At 68.3% G+C, this 25,992-nt stretch carries 19 protein-coding genes and 1 pseudogene; 13 read left to right on the top strand and 7 right to left on the bottom strand.

The window, feature by feature from the left end:
* Positions 1–142: 142 nt before the first annotated feature.
* On the bottom strand, positions 143–3,319 hold the full coding sequence (locus OG373_RS09055) for a DNRLRE domain-containing protein (protein ID WP_405437303.1): 3,177 nt from the start codon (positions 3,317–3,319) through the stop codon (positions 143–145).
* A 411-nt stretch (positions 3,320–3,730) separates the two neighbouring features.
* Here OG373_RS09055 and OG373_RS09050 point away from each other — a divergent pair, with 411 nt between their 5' ends.
* Together OG373_RS09050 and OG373_RS09045 are read left to right on the top strand one after the other, a co-directional pair.
* Positions 3,731–11,104 carry a polymorphic toxin-type HINT domain-containing protein gene (locus OG373_RS09050; RefSeq protein WP_405437302.1) on the top strand — a complete coding sequence of 2,458 codons (7,374 nt, stop codon included), beginning with the start codon at positions 3,731–3,733 and terminating at the stop codon, positions 11,102–11,104.
* Positions 11,101–11,562 (top strand): hypothetical protein, encoded by a 462-nt coding sequence (locus OG373_RS09045; protein WP_405437300.1) that lies wholly within the window; start codon positions 11,101–11,103, stop codon positions 11,560–11,562. The genes OG373_RS09050 and OG373_RS09045 overlap by 4 nt, the downstream gene beginning before the upstream one ends.
* A 264-nt stretch (positions 11,563–11,826) precedes the next feature.
* Here OG373_RS09045 and OG373_RS09040 read toward each other — a convergent pair.
* The 3 genes and pseudogenes from OG373_RS09040 to OG373_RS09030 form a co-directional block, all read right to left on the bottom strand.
* Positions 11,827–12,091, bottom strand: a pseudogene (locus tag OG373_RS09040) (IS5/IS1182 family transposase); the annotation flags it as partial.
* 60 nt (positions 12,092–12,151) lie between these two features.
* Positions 12,152–12,586 (bottom strand): transposase family protein, encoded by a 435-nt coding sequence (locus tag OG373_RS09035; protein ID WP_405437298.1) that lies wholly within the window; start codon positions 12,584–12,586, stop codon positions 12,152–12,154.
* Entirely contained in the window at positions 12,471–13,127 is a 657-nt protein-coding gene (locus OG373_RS09030) for a transposase family protein (RefSeq protein WP_405437296.1), read from the bottom strand. Before OG373_RS09030 ends, OG373_RS09035 begins: the two co-directional genes overlap by 116 nt.
* A gap of 201 nt (positions 13,128–13,328) precedes the next feature.
* On the opposite strand from OG373_RS09030, the gene OG373_RS09025 reads away from it, so the two are divergent.
* A complete protein-coding gene (locus OG373_RS09025; RefSeq protein ID WP_405437294.1) occupies positions 13,329–13,943 on the top strand; it encodes a dihydrofolate reductase family protein in 615 nt (204 codons plus the stop codon).
* Between the two features lie 11 nt (positions 13,944–13,954).
* Here OG373_RS09025 and OG373_RS09020 read toward each other — a convergent pair whose 3' ends face one another.
* Complete coding sequence (locus OG373_RS09020; RefSeq protein WP_405437293.1) at positions 13,955–14,326, bottom strand: hypothetical protein; 372 nt, start codon at positions 14,324–14,326, stop codon at positions 13,955–13,957.
* A gap of 135 nt (positions 14,327–14,461) precedes the next feature.
* Here OG373_RS09020 and OG373_RS09015 point away from each other — a divergent pair, with 135 nt between their 5' ends.
* Positions 14,462–15,385 carry a DMT family transporter gene (locus OG373_RS09015; RefSeq protein WP_405437291.1) on the top strand — a complete coding sequence of 308 codons (924 nt, stop codon included), beginning with the start codon at positions 14,462–14,464 and terminating at the stop codon, positions 15,383–15,385.
* A gap of 63 nt (positions 15,386–15,448) precedes the next feature.
* Here OG373_RS09015 and OG373_RS09010 read toward each other — a convergent pair whose 3' ends face one another.
* Positions 15,449–16,462, bottom strand: a complete 1,014-nt coding sequence (locus OG373_RS09010; protein WP_405437290.1) for a Gfo/Idh/MocA family oxidoreductase — start codon at positions 16,460–16,462, stop codon at positions 15,449–15,451.
* Positions 16,463–16,684: 222 nt separating this feature from the next.
* On the opposite strand from OG373_RS09010, the gene OG373_RS09005 reads away from it, so the two are divergent.
* The 9 genes from OG373_RS09005 (at position 16,685) to OG373_RS08965 (ending at position 24,266) form a co-directional block, all read left to right on the top strand.
* Positions 16,685–17,665: a substrate-binding domain-containing protein gene (locus OG373_RS09005; RefSeq protein ID WP_397733724.1), complete on the top strand. Its 981-nt coding sequence runs from the start codon at positions 16,685–16,687 to the stop codon at positions 17,663–17,665.
* Positions 17,662–18,705, top strand: a complete 1,044-nt coding sequence (locus tag OG373_RS09000; protein ID WP_405437288.1) for an ABC transporter permease — start codon at positions 17,662–17,664, stop codon at positions 18,703–18,705. Before OG373_RS09005 ends, OG373_RS09000 begins: the two co-directional genes overlap by 4 nt.
* The gene (locus OG373_RS08995) at positions 18,672–19,643 is read left to right on the top strand and encodes an ATP-binding cassette domain-containing protein (RefSeq protein WP_405437286.1); all 972 of its coding nucleotides are present in this window, start codon (positions 18,672–18,674) and stop codon (positions 19,641–19,643) included. The genes OG373_RS09000 and OG373_RS08995 overlap by 34 nt, the downstream gene beginning before the upstream one ends.
* Positions 19,640–20,812 (top strand): ROK family glucokinase, encoded by a 1,173-nt coding sequence (locus OG373_RS08990; RefSeq protein WP_081522020.1) that lies wholly within the window; start codon positions 19,640–19,642, stop codon positions 20,810–20,812. Before OG373_RS08995 ends, OG373_RS08990 begins: the two co-directional genes overlap by 4 nt.
* Positions 20,809–21,402, top strand: a complete 594-nt coding sequence (locus OG373_RS08985; protein ID WP_397733730.1) for a hypothetical protein — start codon at positions 20,809–20,811, stop codon at positions 21,400–21,402. The genes OG373_RS08990 and OG373_RS08985 overlap by 4 nt, the downstream gene beginning before the upstream one ends.
* A 43-nt stretch (positions 21,403–21,445) precedes the next feature.
* Positions 21,446–22,078 carry an MBL fold metallo-hydrolase gene (locus OG373_RS08980; protein ID WP_405437284.1) on the top strand — a complete coding sequence of 211 codons (633 nt, stop codon included), beginning with the start codon at positions 21,446–21,448 and terminating at the stop codon, positions 22,076–22,078.
* A 30-nt stretch (positions 22,079–22,108) separates the two neighbouring features.
* A complete protein-coding gene (locus tag OG373_RS08975) occupies positions 22,109–22,891 on the top strand; it encodes an exodeoxyribonuclease III (RefSeq protein WP_397733733.1) in 783 nt (260 codons plus the stop codon).
* Between the two features lie 68 nt (positions 22,892–22,959).
* Positions 22,960–23,400, top strand: a complete 441-nt coding sequence (locus tag OG373_RS08970; RefSeq protein ID WP_189967907.1) for a DUF6278 family protein — start codon at positions 22,960–22,962, stop codon at positions 23,398–23,400.
* Positions 23,401–23,522: 122 nt separating this feature from the next.
* Complete coding sequence (locus tag OG373_RS08965; RefSeq protein ID WP_405437281.1) at positions 23,523–24,266, top strand: amino acid ABC transporter ATP-binding protein; 744 nt, start codon at positions 23,523–23,525, stop codon at positions 24,264–24,266.
* Between the two features lie 45 nt (positions 24,267–24,311).
* Here OG373_RS08965 and OG373_RS08960 read toward each other — a convergent pair whose 3' ends face one another.
* Complete coding sequence (locus OG373_RS08960; protein WP_405437279.1) at positions 24,312–25,895, bottom strand: CocE/NonD family hydrolase; 1,584 nt, start codon at positions 25,893–25,895, stop codon at positions 24,312–24,314.
* Positions 25,896–25,992 lie beyond the last annotated feature (97 nt).

The following is a 25,992-nucleotide window of genomic DNA, read 5'->3' as shown; positions in this document are numbered from 1 at the left end:
TGCTTCAATCAAATCTCCGCGGGATCACCACCGCTGGCAGGAATCCGACCTGGCGTTCCCGTGCGGGGGAGGGGGAACGCGTAAGCGCCCTGTCGGGAGTGATCTCCCGGCAGGGCGCTCGCGGTTGCGGCTGTTCGACCCGCTACCCGATCGTCAGGAAGGTGTTCCAGCCGTCCTCGTCACGGCCGATGGGGGCGCCGACGGTGCTGGTTCCGCCTTGGAAGAGCCACTGGTTCTCGTTGTTCCCGACGGCCCAGATGTCGGGGATGCCGTCACCGTTGGCATCGGGAGTACCGAGGACCTTGGGGTAGGCGGCCCTGCCCCAGCCGGTGGTGGCGTAGGTGTAGTCCTCGGCGCCCTCGGAGTTCGCCTTGGACTCCAGGGACGTGAGGTCGACGCCGCCGTTGACTCCCGGCTTGCCCTTGCGCAGGGCCAGGCCGCGGTTGGCATTCGTGTTGTCCCGGAAGATCAGGTCCGGGACCTTGTCCCCGGAGACGTCGCGGACCCCGACGATGTCGCGGCCCGCCCAGCCGGTGGCCATCTTCTTGTAGGAGGCGAAGCTGGAACCGGTGTAGCCGGAGAACACCCAGAAGCCGTCGGCGTCCAGGGCGAACAGGTCGCCCAGGCCGTCGCCGTCGATGTCCTCGGTGACGACGAGCTGCCGGAAGACGGACGGGTCGGGTGCGCTGAGCGGCATCTGCATCTGCATGCGGCGGCCGACGTCGAACTGGCCGGTGCCGGTGCCGGGGTAGATGTAGAGCTTGCCGTCGGGCATCCGTGCGATCAGGTCCGTGAGGCCGTCACCGGGGTACCAGTCGGTGGCGTGAGCGATGAGCGCGGACTGGCCGGTGGTCGGGTCCTTCCAGTACCCGGGGGCCACGGGCTGGCCGTTGTCGACCGCGCCGGGGATGAAGGCGTCGGTGTCACCGCCCTTGTCTCCCGCGTAGGTGCGCAGGTTGCCGTCCTTGTCGATGGCCAGGAGGTCGGGATTGCCGTCTCCGGTGACATCGCCGGGCTTGTCCTGGCCGGGCCTGGGCCTGACGAGGAACCCGTAGACGCTCTGGTTGGAGATGTTGCCGGACTTGCTGACGGTGCGGACGTAGAGGACGTTCGGCCCGGAGGTGTCCACCTGGAGCGGTACGGAGGCCACATCGCTGCCGGCCGTGGGAACGGCCTTCTGGTCGAAGGAGGGCCGGTTCAGGCTCCACTGGTACTCGCGGATGTCCTCGGCCTTGGCGCCGTTGCCCTTGATGGTGAAGGTCTGGCCCGGCGTACTGGCGGGCTCGGTGCTCCACTGGGTGAAGCTGTCGCCCTGCGGCGGGAAGGCGTCCGAGGAGACGGCCGGGTTGGGCGGGACGGTGTGACTGACGGTGAACGTGCACCAGGCGCCGCTACCGGATTCGTGCGGCCCGCTGCCCGACACCCAGCCGTCCTTGTCCTTGGCGCGGGAGAGCCAGTAGTACGTCTGGCCGTCGGTGAAGGTGGTCAAGGGCACCTCAGCGGTGACGACACCATCGCTGTTGGCCGAGAACCACTGGTCGTAGACCGGCGGCCCACCGGCAGCGTTCCACACCTCGATCTGGACCCGGTCGAGGTTCTGCTGGTCCGGCCTGTCGTCGCGGTCCGTAGCTTTGACCTGGAAGGTGATGTTGGTCTTGCCGATGCCGGTCCCGGGCCAACTGGTCAGGCACGGGCCGCCGGGGAAGGTCTGCATGTTCGCCGCGATCGGGGTGTCCGGGCGCGTGTTGTAGACGACCTCGATGTACGGGGCCGTCTCGCCGTTGGCGATGAACTTCTTCCAGTAGTACGAGTCCGACTCGTTGGGCGCGGCGAACCCGAGGGACAGAGCGCCCCAGCCGCCGTTGGCGGCGTCGGTGACGAGGCCCTTGATGTCGGGGGCGATCCAATTGTCCGGGCACGAGCTGTTGTAGCCGTAGCCGGCGTGCTCGGTCGCGACCTTCCTCGTCCAGAATCCGGTCGTGTTGTTCCACGTGCTCGACGACGTGATGTACGGAGTCGAGTAGATGTCCGTCGGCTTCTGTTCGCAGGACCACGAATAGGTCTGCAGAGCACGCACGCTGGCCGAGATGATGCCCGCGCCGTGAAGCTGACTACCGAAGTCGAAGTTGAAGACGGAACGAGAGGTGCCGCCGGAGGAGGACTCATATCCAACCCGGGCTTCGTTCGTTCCGCTCGCGTTGTAGTTCTGCCCGTTGTAGAAGCTTGAATTTCCTGCTGTCTTGTAAAGAAGGGTCCAGGCGTGCTTGTGCCCCTTGAATGAGGGGTCGATGAAGACCGGATAGACCGTTTCCGGAGCATTGAGCAGCGCATTGTCCGGGGTGAGGGACAATGCATTGTCGGCGAGTGCCGCCGCGAGGGGCTTCAGGCGTGCGCCTTCCGCACCGGCCAGGCCGGACAGGGCCAGCGTCGGGTGCTGCTTCGCGATATCGGTCGGCTTCCAGGCCGGCTTGTCGTCGGTGGTGGCGACCTTGCCGCTGGAGTCCCACATCATCGGGGTCGGCGAGCCCGCGATCTCTTCGCCCTTGGCGTCACGGGCGCTCAGCGAGTCCGACTCGTCGTCCAGGTGGAAGGTCATGTCGGGGCTGGCGAGACGGTACTTGAGCTGCCCGAGCAGCGGATCGGCCGCGGCCTGCTTGTCCTTGACGACCAGCAGGTGCGAGTAGCCGCCGTCCTGCGCGGTCATCACCAGGTCGAGTCCGGGGCGGACGTTCTCGTACAGGGCGCGCGGGCCGTCGATGACGGGAGCGGGCAGGGCGCCGGGCCAGCTGACGGTCATGTCGTGGCCACCGGTGTTCAACCGGACCAGCTCGGTCCACACTTCGCCGGGTGCGTCCTGACGCAGCGACACGCGGGTCACGCCGCGCGAGGCGCGTTCCCCGCCGTCCGCCTGCTCCTTCGACCCCCCGCTGAAGAGGACACGGCCGTTGACCGCCTTGGCCGCGTAGCCGCCCTCCACCCGCTCCAGACCGGTGTCGATGGGCTTCCACTTGCCGTTCACGTTGGCGCGGAAGGCCGAACTGAAGATCTGCTTGCGGAACGACCCGTCAGGCTGCGCCCACGTCGTGGTGTTGGCGCTGCGCGCAGCCGTGACCTCAACCTCTTTGCCGCTCTTCTGCGCCAGTCGCCGCGCCTGCGGTTCGTCGACCGGAGCATCCTTGCCGGGTCGGCTGTTCGACTTCCCGTCGCCGATCACGTGCACACCGACCGGCACCGCGACGGCGGTGGCGAGCAGAACGGCCAGACCCCCCAGGGCGCGCCGACGCCTGTACCACCGACGCGCGGGTGCGGAGCCTTCCACTGCCCCAGCCCCTACTGGCGGACTCTCGCCCGCGGAATCACTGACAGACACGACGTACTTCTCCCCCCTCGGGCGCTCGACTTCGCAGCCCTCGGCACTCACTAATGACTTCTGCACTTGGCCTGAAGAACCTCACGGCCGACTCCGCCCGGCCTTTCAGGCGCAGGGCGTGCGAGCTGAGCATGAACTATCCCGCCGACATCTTCACCCTCGGAGTTGACCGCGGGGCGTGCCGTTAGCGGCTGATTTGCACTGATTACCCCAAGGTATACGCCTGGTCAAGTGACAATGCCCACACCGGATATCGGAACCATGGTGTTTCAGGCGCGCCGGATACAGAATCAGTGGCTAACTGTCAGTTTCCTGCCAGCCGTGTGCCATTGCCGCGGAGGCAGATCGTGGGGGGTCCGCATGTCGCCGTTCTCGGCGAATTTCCGCCTGCCCGGAAACAGAAAGGCGCGCGCAACACGCGCGCGCCTTGCCGGGCGCACAGGCATCACACTCTCCGTGGTGCTGGTCGCAACTCTTCTACCCGTCCAAGCCTGGGCGGCACCACCGGGCGACCGCAGCGGTGTCAACCTGCCGAGCCTTCAGCAGGATCCCGAGGCGAAACTCGATGCGGCTGCTGCCGCGAAGCTCAAGGACTGGGCGGGCAAGCCGGCCCAACCGCCCGCCGAGTACGAGGCGTCCCAGAAGGCCGCACCGGTCGCCGGCTCCGGCCAAGTCTCGCTTTCGCCCACGAGCCCCGAACTCGTACAGGTCGGCGCGCTCCCCGTCAGCATCGGCAAGATCGAAGGCACCGGCACGGCCCCGACCGGAACCTGGTCGGCAGCCATCCAAGGACGCACGCAAACCGAAGCTGCGAACATCGACGGCGCCCTCATCAAGATCACACCGCCCGCCGACGCGTCGACGCCCGTCGATGTCCAGCTGGACTACACGAAGTTCCGGGATCTCTACGGCGCCGAGTGGGCATCGCGCCTGCAGCTACGGCAGTTGCCCGAGTGCTTCCTGACGACGCCGGACGTGCCCGCGTGCTCCGTCTTCAAGGACGTCCCGAGCGCGAACGACCCGGTCAAGCAAAAGGTCGTCGCCACCATCGACCCGACTACCGCACCCGTTCAGGGAATGCGCACCATGACGGGTGGTGCAGCCGGCGCGGTGGTCCTCGCCGCATCCGACAGTGCGGCGGGCGCGGGTGGCACGTACAAAGCCACCTCACTGTCCACTTCGGGCTCCTGGAGTGCCGGCAGCAGCAGCGGCGGATTCTCCTGGACCTCCCCCCTGGCAATTCCTCCCGCTGCGGCGGGTCCCACGCCTGCCATCGCGTTCTCGTACTCGTCCCAGGCCGTGGACGGCAAGACGTCCGTGACCAACGGTCAGGCGTCGTGGCTCGGCGACGGATGGGACTACCACCCGGGCTTCATCGAGCGCCGGTACCGCTCCTGCGCGGACGACCGTGAGGCGAAGCCGAGCAAGCCGAACAACGACAACGAGACAGACAAGAAGAAGGGCGACCTCTGCTGGGTCGCCAACGGCGACAACGTCGTTCTCTCCCTCGCCGGCTCGACGACCGAATTGGTCCACGACGCCGCCAGCGGGCAATGGGTTCCCGCGTCCGACGACGGTTCCAAGGTGGAGCGGAAGACGGGGGGCGCCAACGGCGCGAAGGACGGCGAATACTGGATCGTCACCACCCGTGACGGAACTCGCTACCACTTCGGCCGTCACAACGTCGGTACCCACGGCGACGGTTCATCACCGCAGACAGTCACCGACTCCGTCTTCACCGTCCCGGTCTTCGGCAACCACCCGGACGAACCCTGCTACAAGCCGGAGTACGCCAACTCCTCCTGCACCCAGGCCTGGCGTTGGAACCTCGACTACGTCGAGGACGTCCACGGCAATGCCATGGTCATCGACTGGGCGAAGGAGGAGAACCGCTACGCCAAGAACGAGAACTTCACAGAGAAGGACCGCAGCAAGGTCGGCTACATCCGCGGGGGCCACCCGACCCGCATCCTCTACGGACTCCGCGCAGACAATCTTGCGGGAGCGCCTGCCGGCCGCGTCGATTTCACCGTGAAGGAACGGTGTTTCGAGGACCGCGACACCAAGTGTGAGAATGCTCAGTTCGACTCCACGAACGCCGACGACAAGCGCGGGTGGTGGGACACCCCCACCACCCTGTACTGCAAGATGGAGGCGGAGAACTGCTACATCTCCGCTCCGACCTTTTGGTCGCGTAAGCGTCTGTCCGCCGTCACGACCCACGCACAGCGAACGGAGGGGTCCACTGCGCTCTCCAAGGTCGACCAGTGGGCACTGAACCAGTCCCTGCCGCACCAGCGGACCGACACGCATCCGCCCCTGTGGCTCGAGTCCATCACCCGCACCGGATACGGACCCAAGGACGGCGTCAATGGTGTCGCCCTGCCGGCGGTCACCTTCCTGGCCAACACCGTCGACATGCCCAACCGGGTGGCCAAGTCGGCCGATGAGGCGACGCCCGACTTCGACCGGCTCCGTGTGGAGACGATCCGTACCGAGACCGGCGGCGAGATCTATGTCGACTACTCCGATCCGTGCCCGGTCGGTACCGGCGGTCTGTCGGAGAAGGGGAACACCACCCGCTGCTTCCCGGTCCGCTGGTCCCCGGATCCGGACCTGGAGCCCGAGAAGACACCGATCGAGTGGTTCAACAAGTACGTCGTGGACAAGGTGGTCGAGAAGGACCGGGTTGCCCGGCAGCCCGATGTCACGACCGCCTACCGCTACGAGGGTGGCGCCGCCTGGGCCCTGGAGGACGACGAGTTCACCAAGCCTGCACTTCGCACGTACAGCCAGTGGCGGGGGTACGCCGAGGTGGTCACCACGCGCGGTGAAACCGCGCGTACGGGCACGTCCACCGCGACCGAGCAGTCGCAGAAGCGCACCCGCTATTTCCGTGGCCTGTCCACCGACAAGGCCAAGGTCGTGGTCAAGGACTCCACCGGCGCGGAGGAGCTCGGGGAGGACCTGCCCCAGTACCAGGGTCAGACTGCCGAGGTCATCAACTACACGAAGGCGGGCGGCAGTGTCGACAACCGCCAGCTGACCAAGCCGGCGAAGTTCGACCCGAGTGCCACGCGCAACAAGACCGACGGTTCCAAGCTGAACGCGTACCGCAGCGGTGTAGACCGCACGGACGCAATCCAGTCCGTCAGCGGCGGCAAGTCCCGCATGGTGCGGGTCTCCAACACCTACGAGGGCACGGCAGGGTACGGCCTGCTCAAGACGGCGCAGACCGATGTCCTGGAGAACCAGGGCACCGGCTGGTCCATCGTCAAGCAGTCGTGCAGCAAGCCCACGTACGTCCACAACCCGGCGAGCCACCTGATCGGCCTGCCCGCGGAGAATCGTGAGACGACCGGCGACTGCGCCGGGGGCGGCATCGAACCCGGCACCCTGCTCAGCAAGACGCGTACCTCCTACGACGCGGTGAACGCCTTCGGCACGGCGCCCACGAAGGGCCTCCCGTACCAGGTCGACACCGGTGACGCAGCGGGCACCGGCTGGATCACGTCCGCGCGCACCGAGTACGACGCTCTCGGCCGTGCCATCAAGAGCTACAACGCCGCGAACAGCCCTTCGAGCACCGCCTTCACTCCGGCGACCGGCCCGGCATTCGTCGTCACCACGACCAACGCCCTCGGGCACCAGGTGACGACCAAGCTGGATCCCGCTCGCGGCAGCGTGCTGGAGGCGACCGACGCCAACGGCCGCAAGGTCACCACGGAGTACGACCCGCTCGGCCGAATCACCCAGGTCTGGACGCCCTCGCAGAAGCCGGCCACCGACAAGGCCGCCCACGCGTTCGAGTACCAGATAGCCGAACACAAGGCCCCCGTCGTCATCTCCCGCACGCTGAAGGACAACGGCACCTACAACACTTCGATCGCGATATTCGACGGCCTGCTGCGCCCTCGTCAGACCCAGGCGGAGGCAGAGGGCGGCGGCCGCTTGATCACCGACACCCTGCACAGCGCGAACGGAACCGTCAGCCAGGTCAACGACGGCTACCTCGCCGAAGGTGCCCTGAGCACGACGTTCTTCCTTCCGCAGTCGGTGACCGAGGTACCCAAGTCGACCCAGACCGCGTACGACGGCCTTGGCCGCCCGGTCCGGATCACCACCCTGGAGAAGGGCGAAGCCCGGCAGTCCGACACCAGCCATTACGAGGGCGACTGGACCCTCACCCGTAGCGCTATGTCACCCACTGGGGCGACCCCGCTGGCGGGCAGCCGAGCCGTCAAGACCACGACCGACGCGCTGGGCCGCACCTCCCAGATCGAGCACTACACCGCCACCGACCTCACCACGTCAAGCAAGACCAGTTACACCTACGACGTGCGGGGCAAGCTCGCCAAGGTCATCGACCCGGCCAGTAACACCTGGAGCTACACCCACGACGCGCGCGGCCGCCTGACCGCATCGGACGACCCTGACGCGGGCACGTCGAAGTTCACCTACGACAACCTCGACCAGCGGGTCTCGACGACCAACGTCTACGACGTCACCCAGTTCACGACGTACGACGCCCTCGGCCGCATGACCGCGCTGCGCGACGACACCGAGACAGCCGACCCTATCGCCACCTGGACCTACGACACCCTGCCCGGTGGCAAGGGCCAGCCCGTCGCCTCCACTCGCAAGTGGGGCAACGGCACGTACAAGACCGAGGTCACCGGCTACGACAACGAGTATCGGCCCACCGGAACGAGGATCACCATCCCGGACCTGCCCAGCACGAAGGGCCTGGCCGGCAGCTACGCATACAGCACCACGTACACCCCCACGGGAAAGGTCCAGTCGACTACCCTGCCGGCGACGATCGGCGGCCTCGCCGCCGAGAAGCTGATCACCCGCTACAACGCCGACGGCATGGTGCAGACCATGTCGGGCCTGTCCTGGTACACCGCCGATACCGTCTACAGCCCCTTCGGCGAAGTGCTCCGCACCGCGTCCGGCAAGGCACCCCAGCGCGTGTGGACCACCAACACCTACGACACCCACACCGGACGGGTCACCGCAGTAACCGGCCACCGCGAGACGCGTGACCCCGCTTCCGAGTCCAACCTCCTCTCCTCCCTCACCTACAAGTACGACGCTGTCGGCAACCCGATCTCGATCACGGACACCTACCCTGGTGCCACCAAGCAGGCAGCTGCCCGCGTCGACCGCCAGTGCTACACCTACGACGCCATGGGCCAGCTGGTCCGAGCCTGGACCGGGAAGACGGAAGGCTGTCCCACCAGCCCCACAGGCCCAGCGCTCACCGAGGTGGGCTCCGGTACGCCGGAAGACGCCTACCGCCAGGATTTCGCGTTCGACGCGATCGGCAACCGCACCAAGCTCACCGACTTCGACCCGAACAACGGCGCACTCAACGACGAGACGACCTACACCTACGGCGTGGACGTCTCCGGCGGTGGCCAGCCGCCCGTGAAGAAGCAGCCTCACGCCCTGACGAAGGTGAACAAGGCCACCAGGACGGTCGGCTCCACGGTCGACTCGCTGTCCACCTACACCTACAGCGCGGCGGGCAGCACCAAGACCCGCACGATCGACGGTGACACCCAGACCCTGAACTGGGACCGGCGTGGCAAGCTCCTCTCCGCCACCAGCCCCGGCGTCGGTTCGGTCGCGGTCACCGGGCTCTCCGGCAAGTGCCTCGACGTCCAGGACGGCACAGCCGACAGCACTCCCGTTCAGCTGCTGTCCTGCAACGAGACCAAGCTCCAGCAGTGGCGCATCACCGGTGACACCGTCCAGGCCCTCGGCAAGTGCCTCACCTCCGAGGGCGGCAAGGCCGTCCTGACGACATGCACGCCGGGCGAGCCGAGCCAGAAGTTCACCTACCGCGAGACGGACAAGGCCCTCATCACCGGCACCAACCAGTGCCTCACCGTCCCCAACGACAATGACGCCGAGGGCAACGACCTGCACACCTTCACGTGTGCGAGCCCTGCCCCCACTCCGGCTCAGCAGTGGAGCTTCGGCAACCTCACCAATTATCTCTACGACGCCACAGGGAACCGTGTAGTCCAGGAAACGGGCAGCGCCCGCACTCTCTACCTCGGCGAAACCGAGATCACGGTCAACAAGGCCGGACAGGCCATCGACGCCGTCCGCTACTACAGCAGCCCCGGTGCCCCCACCACGGTCCGCCGTACCAACGGCAAGATCACGGGCCACACCCTGTCGCAGTTGCTGACCGACCACCACAACACGGCCACGATCAGCGTCGAGCAGAAGGCCGGCCAGCCGGTCACCCGCCGCAAGTCCGACCCGTACGGCAACCCCCGTGGTAGCCAGCCCGCGGCCTGGCCGGGCGACCATACCTTCCTCGGCGTCGGTACTGACGACAACACCACGGGCCTCACCCACATCGGCGCCCGCGAATACGACCCGACGACGGGCCGCTTCATCACGGTCGACCCGATCATCGACATCACCGACCCGCTCCAGATGAACGGGTACACGTATTCCAACGGCAACCCCATCACCAACTCGGACCCCAGCGGCCTGAAGCTCTTCGAAGGCGACAACGACGGCGGCTTCGACAGTGGCGGGTGCGGTGGATGCAATACGGCCGCCAAAAATTACACGCCCGGCCCGAATCTCAGCTACTACGACGGCCCGATCCCCCTCCAGCTCGGCAAGACCATCGTGGTATTCAAGGACACAAAAACCTTCCATGAATCCACGAAGGCACTTGCCAAGCATGATCAGGCTGTCAGGGATCACCACTACAACATTTATGGCAACTGCATAGATTGGAAGAACGGAGAGGGTTGCAAAGATCCGCACCCTGGAACCATGATTCCTTATGCCGCCACCGACTTTCTGTGCGCTCGCGAAGGAGTCACCTGCGAGAATCAGATGACCTTCAGTCAAGTGCTCGCCGAGGGTGCACAGCTTGAGCTCCAGTACGGCAATTGGGCGCTCCGGGGCGTCGGAGGGAAGGCAGGGAACACGGGGAAGGCGCCATCATGCCCCAATAGCTTCATCGCTGGCACGGAAGTCCTCCTTGCTGACGGATCCAGCAAGCCGATCGAAGAGCTGGCGGAAGGTGACGAGGTCCTCGCTACCGACCCTGAGACCGGCGAGACTTCGAAGAAGATGGTCACGGCGACCATTTACACAGAAGATGACAAGACCTACGTCGACCTCAGCATCCAGACGCCTGACGGCGTCAAAACCATCACTACGACGGGACGCCATCCCTTCTGGTCCGAATCCGATCGGGCCTGGAAGGATGCCGGGGACCTGAAGCCAGGTGTGACCCTCCGCGCAGACGATGGGGCTCCCGTCAATGTTGCCGCTATCCGCGTCTACAAAGCGTTCAATAAAACTTACAATCTGACTATTGCTGACCTCCACACGTACTATGTGCTAGCGGGGCAGACGTCGGTTCTGGTTCACAACTGCGGTGGCAGGGTGAAGGGGGCTGACTGGCATCACATCTTCAATCGTCACTCCGCGAGTAGTCGGCACCCCGGTAAGAGTAAGTTCGCTTCGGACAACACCACGACAATCCGTTCTCTAGTTGAGGAGGCCCTACAGAAGGGCGACAGGAGTTCCAACGGCTTGAAGGGTGGTCACCTCCATGAGTTCGACTTCGGGAGGACGGTGGGGTATGACAGGCATGGGAAGCCGTTGACGGGCGTCCGAGTGGTGGTACGCAACAAGAAGATCATTACTGCATTTCCGATCAAAATTGGAACAGTGGGTCCCCCGTGATCAAAATCAGCTATACCTTGTCAAGTGATCCTTTTGTGCTGCGAGAGCAGAATGGGATAGATCTGGCTAGCGCCGACCTTGTGGATCTGTGTTATTCATGCTTCGGTGGAGACTTGACGTTCGAAGTGAATGATGTGGATTTCAGTATCATCACCGGCGGCGGAGTTCAAATTCTTGACTTCGCCGTCGAATTCTACGAGGCATCCCGGAAGGTCTCCTCTGGAGAGGTTGGTCGGGTGGCCTTTGCCGGCATGGCGGACGAGATTCTCCTCCGCGGGGCATCCCCCGGTTTGGTAGAAGTCAGTGCGAACTATGTTGATCACTCGTCGAAGGTCCCGCTGAAGGAGCTCGAAAATTCAGCCTCCGCATTCTTGGTGGAATTGATTGCCGACTTGGGGAGCAAGTATCCCAAGCTGCGCAGGAATGGGAATGTAGCGAGGCTTTCTTCGCTGTCCTGATTCGATTGTGTGATTATATAGTTGATTGAGGCGCCTGGCTCGGGGATTCCCCGGCCGGGCGCTTCTTTTGATGAAATTCATTCTGGCCCTACTCGGTTCGGGTTTCCTCGTCGAGGGCGCTGTTTCAGTGATAAGTAAGGGCTCGGGTCGGTCCTCTCGATTTGAATCCGATGTCCGGCGGGCGGATAACCGGAGAAGATGGGAAGGAGGGTTTCAAGCGATGTAAGTGAGTATTTGACTCTCGGTTGTCTGTTTCATTTCTGGTCAGGTGTCGCGCCAGTTGGGGGTGTTCTGATGGGTGAGGCGTCGGGTCATGAGGTTGATGGCGACGATCTGGAGCGTGGCTTCTGATCGGTGCGGGTGGGTTTCGTAGTTGCGGGCCAGGCGGCGGAGGGTACAGGAGCCAGCCGAGGGTTCTTTCGACTACCCGGCGGCGGGGCTGGACGGTGAAGCCGCAGGTGTGGGGGTCGGGTTGGACGATCGCGAGGTCGATGCCGCGGATGGCTGCGTGTTCGACGGCTTTTCTCTTCCTAACGAGCTCGTGCATGGTTGGCGGTGTGGTGTCGAAAGGTGCAGGTCGGCCCGTTGGTCACTGTGGCTGAAGGGCGCCGCGGGTGGCGGTCTGCTGGTGTGAGAGCAGTCCGGCGATGGCTTGGATGGTGTCGCTCATGTGCTCGCGGCGGCCGTGGTGGCGGGCGAGGGCTCGCCAGTTCTTGAGGTGGGCGATGCCGTGCTCGACGCGGATCCGGCGTGAAGAGTGCGCCTTGCGTCTGTGCTCGTGGATCTCCTCGGACCACTCCGGCGGGTCCTTCTTGAACTTGCGGTGTGGTGGTGTCACGACGCGGCCTCCGGTCTGGGCGCTCAGGCCCTGGTAGCCGGCGTCGGCGAGGTTCTCCACGGCTGCTGGGCTACCAGTCAGGTGCTTGACCAGGCCTAACTGCCGGGCGTGGGTGATGTCGGCACAGCTTGCCGGCTGGGCTGGACTGCAGAACAGGAGCCTGCCGGCAGAGTCGGTGAGGGCCATGGCTCTTGACTGCGTTCTGCTTGTTCTTGCCGGAGATGAACTTCTCCCGGTCCTTGCGGCCGACGGCGAGCCTGCGGACCCGGATCTCGGTGCCGTCGATGATCCCGGTCTGTCCGCTGGCGCCAAGGTGGTCGATGACCTGGGCGAGGGTGCGGAGCCGGATGCCGGCCGCGATGGTGCAGCCACGGGTTGCGAGCAGGGGCCGCACCTCGCCGATAGCACGGGTGATCGTGGAGCGGTCCACGCCGAACCAGCAGGCCAGCACGTCGTGACTGGCACCGTGGCGAAGGTGGACGAGCGTGGCCAGGAGCCGGTCGATGAAGACCAGCCGGTGCTTCGCATCAGCGCCAACGGCCCGCTTCCGCGGCCTGGCCTCCAGCCTCGCCTGGTGCCTTTCAGGCCATAACGGACCTACCTCAGCCACAAGTTCGGCGATCACATCGGCAGACAGCCCTGTGATCCTCCGGTCGCCGACGATCTCAGCACGGGACCCGTTCCCCACCACACGAACATGATCAGGGATCATGATCCAGCGCCGCACCGCCAACCGTGCACGAGCTCGTTAAGTGTCCGCCCGTTGGGTCTGCTCAATCATGGGTTCTCGCTGCGGGCAGTCTGCTGCGAGTGGCGCTCTCCGTGGCTGGCCGTTGACTGCGTCAGAAGCTGCGTGTCGCCGCGATGAACTTTCGCGGGTCCGGGAGTCTGCATCTGTGGACGGACTACCGACAAGGAGCGCAGGGCCATGGGGAAGCTGACACTGACCACCTTTGTGACGCTGGACGGCGTGATGCAGGCGCCCGGGGGGCCCGATGAGGATCCGAGCGGGGGGTTCGAGTACGGGGGGTGGGTCGCGCCGTTCGCCGATGAGGGGATGGGGGAGTTCATCACCGAGGTGTTCGGGCGGGCCGAGGCGTTTCTGCTCGGGCGGAAGACGTACGAGATCTTCGCCGTGTACTGGCCGGAGCACGACGACCCCGCCGACCCCGTCGCGGGCAAGCTGAACCGGCTGCACAAGTTCGTGGCCTCCACCACCCTCGAGGAGCCGGCCTGGGGGCCGGCCACCGTGCTCGACGGGGAGCACCTGCAGAGCGAGATCGTGCGGGCCAAGGACGAGCTGGACGGGGAGCTCCAGGTCCACGGCAGCGGGCAGCTCGCGCAGTGGCTGCTGGCCCGGGACCTCGTCGACGAGCTGAACCTGCTGATCTTCCCGGTGGTCCTCGGCACGGGGCAGCGGCTGTTCCCCACCGGCGGGCTGCCGACCGCCTACGCGTTGACGGGCTCCAGTACGACGCCGGCCGGGACGGCGCTCCAGACCTACCGGCCCACGGGACGGGCCACCTTCGGCACGGTCGGCTGAGCGGACACCCCCTACCGCGGGTCCAGGGCCAGTTGGACCACGCGGCCCTTGCGGAGGACCAGGAGGTCCGGGGACTCGTGTTCGTAGAAGCGGAGGCGGCCGACCGGGCCCGGGGGGCGGACGTGGGGGGCCAGGAGCAGCAGGAGGTTCTCCACATCCGGGAGCTGTTCCGCGTGGACCTCCTGGCGGGCGGTCAGGGCCCAGCCGCCGCGGTCGGTCGGTGCGAACTCGCCGACGAGCATGCCGCCGACGCGCCAGGCCGGGCCGCGGGCCGCCAGGAGGCCGTCCGGCGACGTCAGCTGGCGCCGCACCTGCGCGAGCACGTCGTCGGGAGTGCTGGCGAGCAGGTCGAACGCCAGGTCCAGGGCGTAGAGATCAGCCATGCCGCCGATGCTACGGGCCCGTCGGCCGTGGCCAGGAATAGGGTCGCCCGGCATGATCGGCTCCGGTACGGTGTGCCCGCACCCGTGCGAGCCGCCGATGTCTCCACCCCTGATGAGCCCCATGGGAGACCTGCCGTGACCGTGCTCTCGCCCGCCGTCGAAACGCCCCGCTGGGCCTGGCTCGCCGATCTGCCCGTGCTGGCCGTCGCCGTCGTCTGGGGCGGCAGCTACCTCGCGGCCAAGGGCATCACCACCACCCACACCGTCGTCGCCGTGCTCGTGCTGCGCTTCGCGCTGGTGCTGCCCGTGCTCGTCGTCGCCGGGTGGGCGCGGCTGCGCGCCCTCAACCTCGCCCAGCTGCGCGGCGCCGGGCTGCTGGGCCTCGTACTCGGCGGGATCTTCCTCCTGGAGACCTACGGGGTCGTCCACACCTCCGCCACCAACGCCGGGCTGATCATCAGCCTGACCATGATCTTCACCCCGCTCGCCGAGGCCGCCGTACGCAGGCAGGCGCCCTCCACCGGATTCCTCGGGGCCGCCGCCCTCTCCGTCGTCGGGGTGGTACTGCTGACCCAGGGCGCCGGTTTCACCGCGCCCAGCCTCGGTGACCTGCTCATCCTCGGCGCGGCCCTCGCCCGGACCCTGCACGTGCTGCTGATGGCCCGCATCGAGGCCGTCCAGGACGCCGACTCGCTGTCCCTGACCACCGTCCAGCTCGGCGCCGCCGTGCTCGTCTTCGCCCTGCTGGCCGCCGCACCCGGCACCGGCGCGACGCCCTGGGCCGCCGCGGCCGACTTCGGGCCCGCCGAGTGGGCCGGCCTCGCCTTCCTCTCCGTCTTCTGCACCCTCTTCGCCTTCTTCGTGCAGATGTGGGCCGTGCGCCGCACCTCGCCCTCCCGGGTCAGCCTGCTGCTCGGCACCGAGCCGCTGTGGGCCGCCGTCGCCGGCATCGCCATCGGAGGGGAGGAGCCGGGGGCCATCGGCTACGCGGGAGCCCTCCTGGTCCTCGTCGGCACCGCCTGGGGGCGGCGCGCCGTGACGCCGGCGCCGGCGCCCTGAGCGTGGCCGGAAAGCGCCGCAGCAACAGGTGATCACCCGCCGTACTGTGGCCCCGTGCCCCCCTTACAGAGCCGGCAGGTCCGGGAGCTCCTCCAGCCGCACCCGGCGTCGTTCCCTGCGCGAGAGTTCGCAGGCCTCGGCGATCCGGAACGCCGCCAGTGCCTCCCGGCCGTCGCACGCGTTGGGCCCCTCGCCCCGCACCAGGTGGACGAAGGCCGCCAGCTCGGCCTCGTAGGCCGGGGCGAAACGTTCCAGGAAGCCCGTCCACGGCTTGCTCGCCGCGGGCGGGCCGTGCGGTTCGGTGGAGGCGATCGGCGTCCGGTCGTCCAGCCCCACGGAGACCTGGTCCAGCTCCCCGGCCAGCTCCATCCGTACGTCGTACCCGGCGCCGTTGCACCGCGTGCCGGTGGCCGTGACCAGGGTCCCGTCGTCCAGCGTCAGCACCGCGGCCGCCGTGTCGATGTCGCCCGCCTCCCGGAAGAGCGCCGGTCCCGCGTCCGACCCGGCCGCGTACACCTCGACCACCTCGCGCCCGGTCACCCAGCGGACCATGTCGAAGTCGTGCACCAGGCAGTCCCGGTAGAGCCCGCCGGAGGTCGCCAGGTACGCGGCGGCCGGCGGCGCCGGATCGGCCGTCGTCGTCCGGACGGTGTGCAGCCGCCCCAGGGCGCCCGAACGGACCAGCTCGCGGGCCGTGCCGTAGCCCGCGTCGAACCGGCGCATGAAGCCCACCTGGAGCAGTCCGCCCGCGGCCGCGACCTCCCGCAGCGCCGCCAGGCTCCGGTTCAGGTCCGGGGCCAGCGGTTTCTCGCAGAACACCGGCAGCCCGCCGCGCACCGCCCGTACGACGAGGTCCGCGTGCGCCTCGGTCGCGGACGCGATCACCACAGCGTCCACGCCCCAGGTGAAGACCTGCTCCACGGAGGGCGCGGCGGTGGCCCCGAGCCGGTCGGCGAGGCGCGCCGCCCGCGCGGGATCGGCGTCCGCGAGCAGGAGCGAGCCGGCTTCCCGGTGGCGGGCCAGTACCGCCGCGTGGAAGGACCCGATCCGGCCCGTTCCGATCAGCCCGATGCGCATGCACTCAACCTGGCCCCGTCGGCGGAACCTGTCAATCCGCCCGCGCATGTCAACCTGCCCGTGCGTGCCCCGATGACCCTTCATGGTCGACTGTGGCGGATACTGAACGGCTGGACCGGAATGGAGCCGGAATGACCGGATTGGTGACCGGCTCGACGGACCGAATTGGTGACGAGGGAAGGGCGCGGCGACGTGGCTAGGGTTCGGACAGGGGTACGCGTCGTGGGCGCCGTGCTCGCGGCGGTACTGGGGGCCTCGCTCGCAGGCTGCAGCAGTACGGGCGGCAAGCGGGCCGAGGAGCGTGCGAAGGCCGCCGCGGCGGGCCGGCCCGCCGTCTCGACCCCGCGCTGGACCTTCGCGATGGTCACGCACGCGGGCGACGGCGACACCTTCTGGGACATCGTCCAGAAGGGCGCCAAGGAGGCCGCGGCGAAGGACAACATCAACTTCGTCTACGCCCACGACGACCAGGCACAGCAGCAGGCGCAGTTCGTGCAGAACGCCATCGACCAGAAGGTCGACGGGATCGTCGTCAGCCTGGCCAAGCCCGAGGCCCTCAAGGACGTCCTCGCCAAGGCCGCCAAGGCCGGGATCCCGGTGATCACGGTCAACTCCGGCTCCGCCCAGTCCGCCGCGTACGGGGCGCTGACCCACATCGGCCAGGACGAGGAGATCGCGGGCGAGGCGGTCGGTACCGAGCTGAACAAGCGCGGCCGCAAGAAGGCCGTCTGCGTCCTGCACGAGCAGGGCAACGTGGGCCACGAGCAGCGCTGCGCAGGTGCGAAGAAGACCTTCTCCGGGACGATGGAGAACCTGTACGTCGAGGGCACCAACATGCCCTCCGTCCAGGCGGCGATCCAGGCCCAGCTGCAGGCCGACCCCTCCGTCGATGCCATCGTCACCCTCGGCGCGCCCTTCGCCCCGACCGCCGTCAAGGCGAAGGACGCGGCCGGCAGCAAGGCCGAGGTGGACACCTTCGACCTCAACGAATCGGTGGCCCGCGACCTGAAGTCCGGAGCCCTCGGCTTCGCCGTCGACCAGCAGCCCTACCTCCAGGGCTACGAGGCCATCGACCTGCTCTGGCTCTACCGCTACAACGCGAACGTGCTCGGCGGCGGCCGTCCGGTGCTCACCGGCCCGCAGATCGTCACCGCCGACCAGGCCGCCGAGCTGGAGGAATACATCAAGCGGGGCAGCCGATGAGCACGGCCACGCCCGCCGACGGGCTCGACGAACGGCTCGCCCCCACCTCCACCCTGCGCAAGCTGCTCGGCCGTCCGGAGCTGGGGTCCGTGGTCGGCGCCGTCGCCGTCTTCGTCTTCTTCTCCATCGTCGCGCCCACCTTCCTGCAGGCCTCCAGCCTCAGCACGATCCTGTACTCGGCCTCCACCATCGGGATCATGGCCGCCCCGGTGGCCCTGCTGATGATCGGCGGCGAGTTCGACCTCTCCGCCGGTGTCATGGTCACGACCTCGGCGTTGGTCAGCTCGATGTTCAGCTACCAGATGACCGCCAACGTCTGGGTCGGCGTCGGCGTGTCCCTGCTGGTCACCCTGGCCATCGGCTTCTTCAACGGCTTCATGCTGACCCGCACCAGGCTGCCCAGCTTCATCATCACGCTCGGCACCTTCCTGATGCTGACCGGCCTGAACCTCGGCTTCACCAAGCTGATCACCGGCACGGTCTCCACCAAGACCATCGCCGACATGGAGGGCTTCTCCTCCGCCCGCGCCCTCTTCGCCTCGCAGTGGACCATCGGCTCGGTCACCCTCAAGGTCACCGTCCTGTGGTGGTTCGCCATCGTCGCCGTCGCCACCTGGATCCTGCTGCGCACCCGCGCCGGCAACTGGATCTTCGCCGTGGGCGGCGGGGCCGACGCGGCCCGCGCCACCGGCGTGCCCGTCGTGAAGACCCGTATCGGGCTCTACATGGGCGTTGCCCTGTGCGCCTGGATCTCCGGACAGCACATCCTCTTCTCGTTCGACGTGGTCCAGTCGGGCGAGGGCGTGGGCAACGAGTTCCTCTACATCATCGCGGCCGTCATCGGCGGCTGCCTGATGACCGGCGGCTACGGCTCCGCCATCGGCTCGGCGGTCGGCGCCTTCATCTTCGGCATGACCAGCAACGGCATCGTGTACGCCCAGTGGAACCCGGACTGGTTCAAGTTCTTCCTCGGCGCGATGCTCCTGCTGGCCACGCTGCTCAACGCATGGGTGCGCAAGCGGGCGGAGGCGACCAAGTGACCGCGACCGAGAAGACCACGACCGTGCCCGGGGCGGCCCCCGCCCTGGTGAAGCTGACCGACGTCAGCAAGTTCTACGGGAACATCCGCGCCCTCCAGGGGGTCTCCCTGGAGGTCTCGGCGGGCGAGATCACCTGTGTCCTCGGCGACAACGGCGCCGGCAAGTCCACCCTCATCAAGATCATCGCGGGGCTGCACCGGCACGACGCCGGCACCTTCGAGATCGAGGGGGAGGAGACCGTCCTCGCCAACCCGCGCGCCGCCCTCGACCACGGCATCGCCACCGTCTACCAGGACCTCGCCGTCGTCCCGCTCATGCCCGTCTGGCGGAACTTCTTCCTCGGCTCCGAGCCCACCCGCGGTCGCGGCCCCCTCCGCCGCCTCGACGTGGACCTCATGCGCGGGACCACCCGCGCCGAGCTGCTGCGCATGGGCATCGACCTGCGCGACGTGGACCAGCCCATCGGCACCCTGTCCGGCGGTGAACGCCAGTGCGTGGCCATCGCCCGCGCCGTGTACTTCGGGGCGAAGGTCCTCGTACTCGACGAGCCCACCGCGGCCCTCGGGGTCAAGCAGTCCGGGGTGGTCCTCAAGTACGTCGCCGCCGCCCGGGACGCGGGCCTCGGCGTGGTCCTGATCACGCACAACCCGCACCACGCGTACCTGGTGGGGGACCGTTTCGTCCTCCTCAAGCGCGGCACCATGGCGGGCAGCCACACCCGCGACTCGATCACGCTGGACGAGCTCACCCGGCAGATGGCGGGCGGCTCCGAGCTGGACGAGCTGAGCCACGAACTGGAGCGAGTGGCAGAATCAGGGGCAGGCACCCCACGGGCCACGGCCGAAACGGACGGCGCAGCCGGACGGAGCGGCCCGGCCGACGAGACCGACCGGGCACCCCGGACCACCGCACCCAAGAGGGACGACACGACTCGATGAGCACGTACCGGGACCTCACGCTCACCCACCGGGGGTCGGCGCGAAGCACCGTCCTGCGGACCATCGGGAGCCGGGAGCGCCGCTCGCACCTGACGGCCCCGCGGGTCCCGACGGTCGGCATCGACATCGGCGGCACCAAGGTGATGGCCGGTGTCGTCGACGCCGACGGGATCATCCTGGAGAAGATCCGCACCGAGACCCCGGACAAGTCCAAGAGCCCCAAGGTCGTCGAGGACACCATCGTCGAGCTGGTGCTGGACCTCTCCGACCGGCACGACGTGCACGCGGTGGGCATCGGCGCGGCAGGCTGGGTCGACGCCGACCGCTCCCGCGTGCTGTTCGCACCCCACCTGGCCTGGCGCGACGAGCCCCTGCGCGACGCGCTCCAGTCCCGGCTCGCGGTCCCGGTCATGGTCGACAACGACGCCAACACCGCCGCGTGGGCGGAATGGCGTTTCGGCGCCGGCCGCGGCGAGGACCACCTCGTCATGATCACGCTCGGTACCGGTATCGGCGGGGCCATCCTCGAAGGCGGCCAGGTCAAGCGCGGCCGGTTCGGGGTCGCGGGCGAGTTCGGCCATATGCAGGTCGTCCCCGGCGGTCACCGCTGCCCCTGCGGCAACCGGGGCTGCTGGGAGCAGTACAGCTCCGGAAACGCCCTCGTCCGCGAGGCCCGCGAGCTGGCCGCCGCCGACTCGCCGGTCGCGTACAACATCATCGCCCGGGTCGGCGGCAACGTCTCCGAGATCACCGGGCCGCTGATCACCGAGCTGGCCCGCGAGGGCGACGCCATGTGCGTCGAGCTCCTCCAGGACATCGGCCAGTGGCTGGGCGTCGGCATCGCGAACCTCGCCGCGGCCCTCGACCCGTCCTGCTTCGTCATCGGCGGCGGGGTCAGCGCCGCCGACGACCTGCTGATCGGCCCCGCCCGGGACGCCTTCCGCCGCCACCTCACCGGTCGCGGCTACCGCCCCGAGGCCCGTATCGCCAAGGCCCAGCTCGGGCCCGAGGCCGGCATGGTCGGCGCCGCCGACCTCGCCCGGCTCGTCGCCCGCCGCTTCCGCCGCGCCACCCGCCGACGGGTCGAGCGCTACGAGCGGTACGAGCGCTACGCGCAGCAACTGGGCCGGCGCGATCCCGCCGGCCCCGAGGACCAGGACAAACAGTGAATCCGCCCACCCTGCCCCACCAGGCCTCCGCCCCCGACGCGGAAGGCCCGCCGCCACCCACCGCGGAGGACCGCCGGCACGTCGTCAAGCGCCGCTGGATCACCGCGATCATCATCCTGCTGCTGGTCGGCGTGCCCGCGGGCTACCTGGCCATCTCCACCCAGCAGAGCCGCGAGAGCGGCCGCGACAAGGCCGCCCGGGTCGGCGCTTCCAAGGTGCGCCCCGGCTGGCCCTCCAAGGTGCAGCGCAGCATCTACGAGGTGCCGATCCCGCCGAAGGCCTGGCGGGTCGGCTTCCTGGAGACGAACAACTGGCGCACCAGCCGGTTGTTCACCCAGTTCGCGGTGACCCCGGAGGACCTGGACGCCTTCCTCGCCGCCGTCGGCACCAGCCGGGCCGCGCTGAACCCCGGCGAGGTGGCGATCTCCCCGCACGACTCGGAGGTCGCGGGCTGGACCTGGAGCCCGAAGTCCCTCTGGTACGGGACCAGCCTCGAACAGGCGGACCCGCGGCCCGGCCGGGACATCACGGTGGACCTCACGGACCCCGACAAGCCCCGGGTCTACGTGGTCTCCACCACCACGCCCTGACCGCCCCGGCCCGGTCCGGGCGGGAACGGCCTAGCCTGGGATCATGAAGCTCACCAAGCGGCTGCATTCCTGCGTCCAGTTGGAGAAGGACGGGCGCACGCTCGTCATCGACCCGGGCGCCTTCAGCGAACCGGACGCGGGCCTGGGGGCGGACGCCCTGCTGGTCACGCACGAACACCCCGACCACTTCGACGAGGGCCGGCTGCGGGCCGCCCTCGACGCCGATCCGGCGGTCCGGCTGTGGACCCTGCGCAGCGTCGCCGAGAAGCTCGCCCCCGCCTATCCGGGCCGGGTGCACACGGTCGGCCACGGCGACGCCTTCACCGCGGCCGGGTTCGACGTACAGGTGCACGGGGAACTGCACGCGGTGATCCACCCGGACATTCCGCGCGTCACGAACGTCGGCTACCTCGTGGACGGTTCCCTCTTCCACCCCGGCGACGCGCTGACCGTGCCCGGGGTCCCCGTCGAGACGCTGATGGTCCCGGTCCACGCCCCCTGGAACAAGGTCTCCGAGGTGATCGACTACCTCCGCGAGGTCAAGCCGCGCCGGGCCCTCGACATCCACGACGCCTACCTCTCCGACCTCGCCCGGCCGATCTACGACAACGTCCTGGGCGCCCTCGGGGGCACCGACCACGGGCGACTCACCGCGGGGGACTCCGCCGAACTGTGACTGTCGGTGCCGGGCGGTAGGTTGGCACGTATGCGTATCGCCACCTACAACGTCAACTCCATCACCGCCCGGCTGCCGCGGCTGCTGGCCTGGCTGGAGAGCTCCGGCACGGACGTCCTGTGCATCCAGGAGACCAAGTGCTCGGCGGAGCAGTTCCCGCACGACGAGCTGCGTGAGCTGGGCTACGAATCGGCGGTCAATGCCACCGGCCGCTGGAACGGCGTGGCCCTGCTCTCCAGGGTCGGCCTGGAGGACGTGGCCCTCGGACTGCCCGGCGGGCCCGACTACGAGGGCGTCCAGGAGCCCCGGGCGATCTCCGCGACCTGCGGCGGCGTGCGGGTCTGGTCGGTGTACGTGCCCAACGGGCGCGAGGTCGAGCACGACCACTACGGCTACAAGCTGGACTGGTTCCGCGCCCTGGCCACCGCGATCGCCGCGGACGCGGCCGGCGCGCGTCCCTTCGCGGTCCTCGGCGACTTCAATGTGGCCCCGACCGACGAGGACGTCTACGACCCGGCCGTCTTCGCGGGCCTCACCCACGTCACCCCCGCCGAGCGGGCCGCCCTGGAGGCGCTGAGGGCCGCCGGCCTCTCGGACGTGTTCCCGCGCGCGCTGAAGTACGACCGTCCGTACACCTTCTGGGACTACCGGATGCTCGCCTTCCCCAAGAACAAGGGCATGCGCATCGACCTGGTCTACGGGAACGAGGCCTTCGCCAAGGCCGTCACCGACTCCTACGTCGACCGCGAGGAGCGCAAGGGCAAGGGTGCCTCCGACCACGCGCCCGTCGTCGTGGACCTCGATCTCGGGTAGCCATCCGGGCCGGCGGATCCAGGCGCGCCCTGTGGCCAGCGGCGGATCCTGGTGCGACGCTGGGCGGTATGAACATCCCTTTCCTGGACAACTGGCTGAACCGACGTGAAAAGGAACAGGGTGCGGGACTCGCCGCCGCCCTCGCGGACGACCCCGAGGGCGTCGCCGAGTTGTTCTCGGAGTGCGAGATGCTGCGCGTCCAGGCGAGGGCGGCCGGGCTCGAACTCGACGAGTCCCAGGCCTCGTTGGAGGCACTGGATCAGCTGATGCCCCGCTGGCGCCGGGACCCCGAGGCGGTGCCCTGGCTGGGCAACGACGCCGGCTTCTACCTCGGGACCGTGATCATCCGGACCATCCCCGGGGCGGGCTGGCGGGTGTGGCCCAACGGCCAGCCGGTGATCCGGCTGGCCTCGGGCCGGGAACTGAACGTGATCGAGTCGGGGGTGTCCTGGGCGATGACCGGATCCCCCGAACTGAGCCAGGCCTACGCGGAGGCCTCCGAGGGCTGACGGCCGACAGCTCCGGCGTGTCGCAGGCCCCGTCCCGTGCGAAGTGCCCTTCCGGGGCTGGATAGTTTGCGTGGAAGTGGGCACTCCGCCACACCGACACCGACAAGTGGACAGGGCAGTACATGGCCGTCGAACCGTTGATCGAGCTGCGGGACGTCAACAAGCACTTCGGGGCGCTGCACGTCCTGCGGGACATCAACCTCACCGTCGGCCGCGGGGAGGTGGTGGTGGTCATCGGTCCCTCCGGCTCCGGGAAGTCCACCCTGTGCCGGGCGATCAACCGGCTGGAGACCGTCGAGTCGGGCACGATCCTGATCGACGGGGAGCCGCTGCCCGCCGAGGGCAAGGAGCTGGCCCGGCTGCGGGCCGAGGTGGGGATGGTCTTCCAGTCCTTCAACCTGTTCGCCCACAAGACGGTCCTCGCCAATGTCTCCCTCGCCCAGGTCAAGGTCCGCGGGCGCCGGAGGGGCGAGGCGGACCGGCGCTCCATGGAGCTCCTGGAGCGCGTCGGCCTCGCCGACCAGGCCCCGAAGTTCCCGGCCCAGCTCTCCGGAGGCCAGCAGCAGCGCGTGGCCATCGCCCGCGCCCTCGCCATGAGCCCCAAGGCGCTGCTCTTCGACGAGCCCACCTCCGCGCTCGACCCGGAGATGATCAACGAGGTGCTGGAGGTCATGCAGCAGCTCGCACGTGAGGGCATGACCATGGTCGTGGTCACCCACGAGATGGGCTTCGCCCGCTCCGCCGCGAACCGGGTGGTCTTCATGGCCGACGGGCGGATCATCGAGGACCGCACGCCGGAGCAGTTCTTCACCGCCCCGGAGAGCGACCGCGCCAAGGACTTCCTCTCCAAGATCCTCAAGCACTGACGGCGCGGCCGGCCGCTGCCGGGCGGACCCGGCAGCGGCCGTATGTCACTGCTCGCGCAGCGGCACCGACAGATAACTGGGATCGGAGCGCGGCGAGGAGAAGGTCAGCTGGGCGCCGGCGGGGTTGTGCTCGATGTAGAGCGGGTCGACGGTGTCGACGACCAGGGCGAGCCGGTGGCCGGCGGGAACGTCGTAGGCGGTGGAGAACAGCTCCAGGTCCACCCCGAAGGCCTTGCCCGGAGCCTTCCCGTGAAAGGTGTACGGGGCGTTGCTGATCAGCTTGCCGATGCCGAGCGGGCCGACGTCGTAGAGGTACGCGACGAAGGTGCCGTCGGCCTTGCTGGGCGTGAGCGTGGTGTGCAGCTTCACGGTGCCGCGTACCCGGCGGTCCTCGTCGTAGCGCTCCGACTGCCAGACGGCGGCGAAGGCCCGGGGGAGGAGCGGAATGGAGGCGATCGGCGGCGCCTTGGCGAACTGGTCGAGGGCGCTGGAGAGGAGGAGGATGCCGCCGTTGGCGCCGGAGTCGACATTGGCGAAGAGGTGCTCGCTGTCGGAGAGGGCGAGCTTCTCGGTGCCCCCGGAGCCGACCGACCTCCAGTCGGCGTAGCCCTCGTACCCGTCGTTGCTGCGGGACTTGATCTGCACCGGGGCCTCGGTGTCGATGCCGTTGCGCTCGCCCTTGAGGTAGCGGTCGAACCAGCGGTGCGCGTTGGTCCAGGTGTCGTTGGGCAGGCCCAGCAGGCCGGTGCCCTCGGCGGTGGCGTGGTCCCCGGGCCGGAACTCCAGCCGCTTGGGGCCGGTCAGCCGCTCGTAGAACTTCGCGTACTGGTTGGGCGGGAAGATGGTGTCGCCCCAGGCGTTGCCGAGCATGATCGCGGCGCCGTTGGCGTTGATCCGGTCCACCTGCTCGGACGGCGATCGCTTCCGGCCCCACTCGATCATCTGCTGTTCCTGGTCCAGCCGGGAGCCGAGGAAGTTGCCGAGGAGCGTCTGGAGTTCGGGTCCGGGGCGACCGGTGAGGTATCCGGCGGCGCCGAGCATCGCGGCGGCCTGGAGGTGCTGGGTGCGGCCGGAGTAGATGGACTCGATGAGATCCGCCCAGCCGCTCATCGCGACGACGGCCTTGACGCGCGGGTCGTGGGCGGAGGCCAGCAGGGTGATGCCGGCGGCGTACGAGACCCCGCCGAGGCCGATGCGGTCCGCGTCGGCGGGGGAGTTGGCGAGGGCCCAGTCGATGACGGCGCTGACGTCGGCGATGTCCGGCGGGCCGGCGACCTCGATGTTGCCGCCGGAGAGCCAGAAGCCGCGCGAGGTGTAACTGACCACGATGTAGCCGGAGTCGGCGAGCTTCTTGGCCTGGGCGATGTATTCGATCTGCGGCAGGCCCCAGCTGGTGGGCAGCACGATCAGCGGGTACTTCCGGCCGCTCTCGGCGCCGGCCGGGGTGAAGACGTTGCCCTTGAGGGTGATGCCGCCGGAGCCGGGGATGTCGTGGAAGCGCACCTGCGACGAGGCGTCGACGGCGGCCACGGGGGTGGGGGGAGCCGCCTGGGCCTGGTGGGGGGCCAGGCCCAGGGCGGCTGCCGCCAGGAGGGTCGCCACGGCCGCGGCGGTGGTGGTGCGTTGCATCGATCGCTCCTCGCGTACGCCGGGGTTGTCAAAGTGACCCGACGGTAACCGGAGCGTGTTACCGAAAGTAACCCATGGGTAAGTTACGTGCCGGTAA

Source organism: Streptomyces avidinii (genome assembly GCF_045161815.1).
In the GTDB taxonomy this organism is placed as follows: Bacteria; Actinomycetota; Actinomycetes; order Streptomycetales; family Streptomycetaceae; genus Streptomyces; species Streptomyces avidinii.
This window is presented reverse-complemented; position numbering and strand designations above follow the sequence as displayed.

What these genes read in the sequence shown, in the direction of transcription:
- OG373_RS09050 (WP_405437302.1), top strand. Translation starts at nt 3,731, where the DNA reads ATGTCGCCGTTCTCGGCGAATTTCCGCCTGCCCGGAAACAGAAAGGCG.
- OG373_RS09035 (WP_405437298.1), bottom strand. Translation starts at nt 12,586, where the DNA reads ATGGCCCTCACCGACTCTGCCGGCAGGCTCCTGTTCTGCAGTCCAGCC.
- OG373_RS09025 (WP_405437294.1), top strand. Translation starts at nt 13,329, where the DNA reads ATGGGGAAGCTGACACTGACCACCTTTGTGACGCTGGACGGCGTGATG.
- OG373_RS09020 (WP_405437293.1), bottom strand. Translation starts at nt 14,326, where the DNA reads ATGGCTGATCTCTACGCCCTGGACCTGGCGTTCGACCTGCTCGCCAGC.
- OG373_RS09010 (WP_405437290.1), bottom strand. Translation starts at nt 16,462, where the DNA reads ATGCGCATCGGGCTGATCGGAACGGGCCGGATCGGGTCCTTCCACGCG.
- OG373_RS09000 (WP_405437288.1), top strand. Translation starts at nt 17,662, where the DNA reads ATGAGCACGGCCACGCCCGCCGACGGGCTCGACGAACGGCTCGCCCCC.
- OG373_RS08995 (WP_405437286.1), top strand. Translation starts at nt 18,672, where the DNA reads ATGGGTGCGCAAGCGGGCGGAGGCGACCAAGTGACCGCGACCGAGAAG.
- OG373_RS08990 (WP_081522020.1), top strand. Translation starts at nt 19,640, where the DNA reads ATGAGCACGTACCGGGACCTCACGCTCACCCACCGGGGGTCGGCGCGA.
- OG373_RS08980 (WP_405437284.1), top strand. Translation starts at nt 21,446, where the DNA reads ATGAAGCTCACCAAGCGGCTGCATTCCTGCGTCCAGTTGGAGAAGGAC.
- OG373_RS08975 (WP_397733733.1), top strand. Translation starts at nt 22,109, where the DNA reads ATGCGTATCGCCACCTACAACGTCAACTCCATCACCGCCCGGCTGCCG.
- OG373_RS08970 (WP_189967907.1), top strand. Translation starts at nt 22,960, where the DNA reads ATGAACATCCCTTTCCTGGACAACTGGCTGAACCGACGTGAAAAGGAA.
- OG373_RS08965 (WP_405437281.1), top strand. Translation starts at nt 23,523, where the DNA reads ATGGCCGTCGAACCGTTGATCGAGCTGCGGGACGTCAACAAGCACTTC.
- OG373_RS08960 (WP_405437279.1), bottom strand. Translation starts at nt 25,895, where the DNA reads ATGCAACGCACCACCACCGCCGCGGCCGTGGCGACCCTCCTGGCGGCA.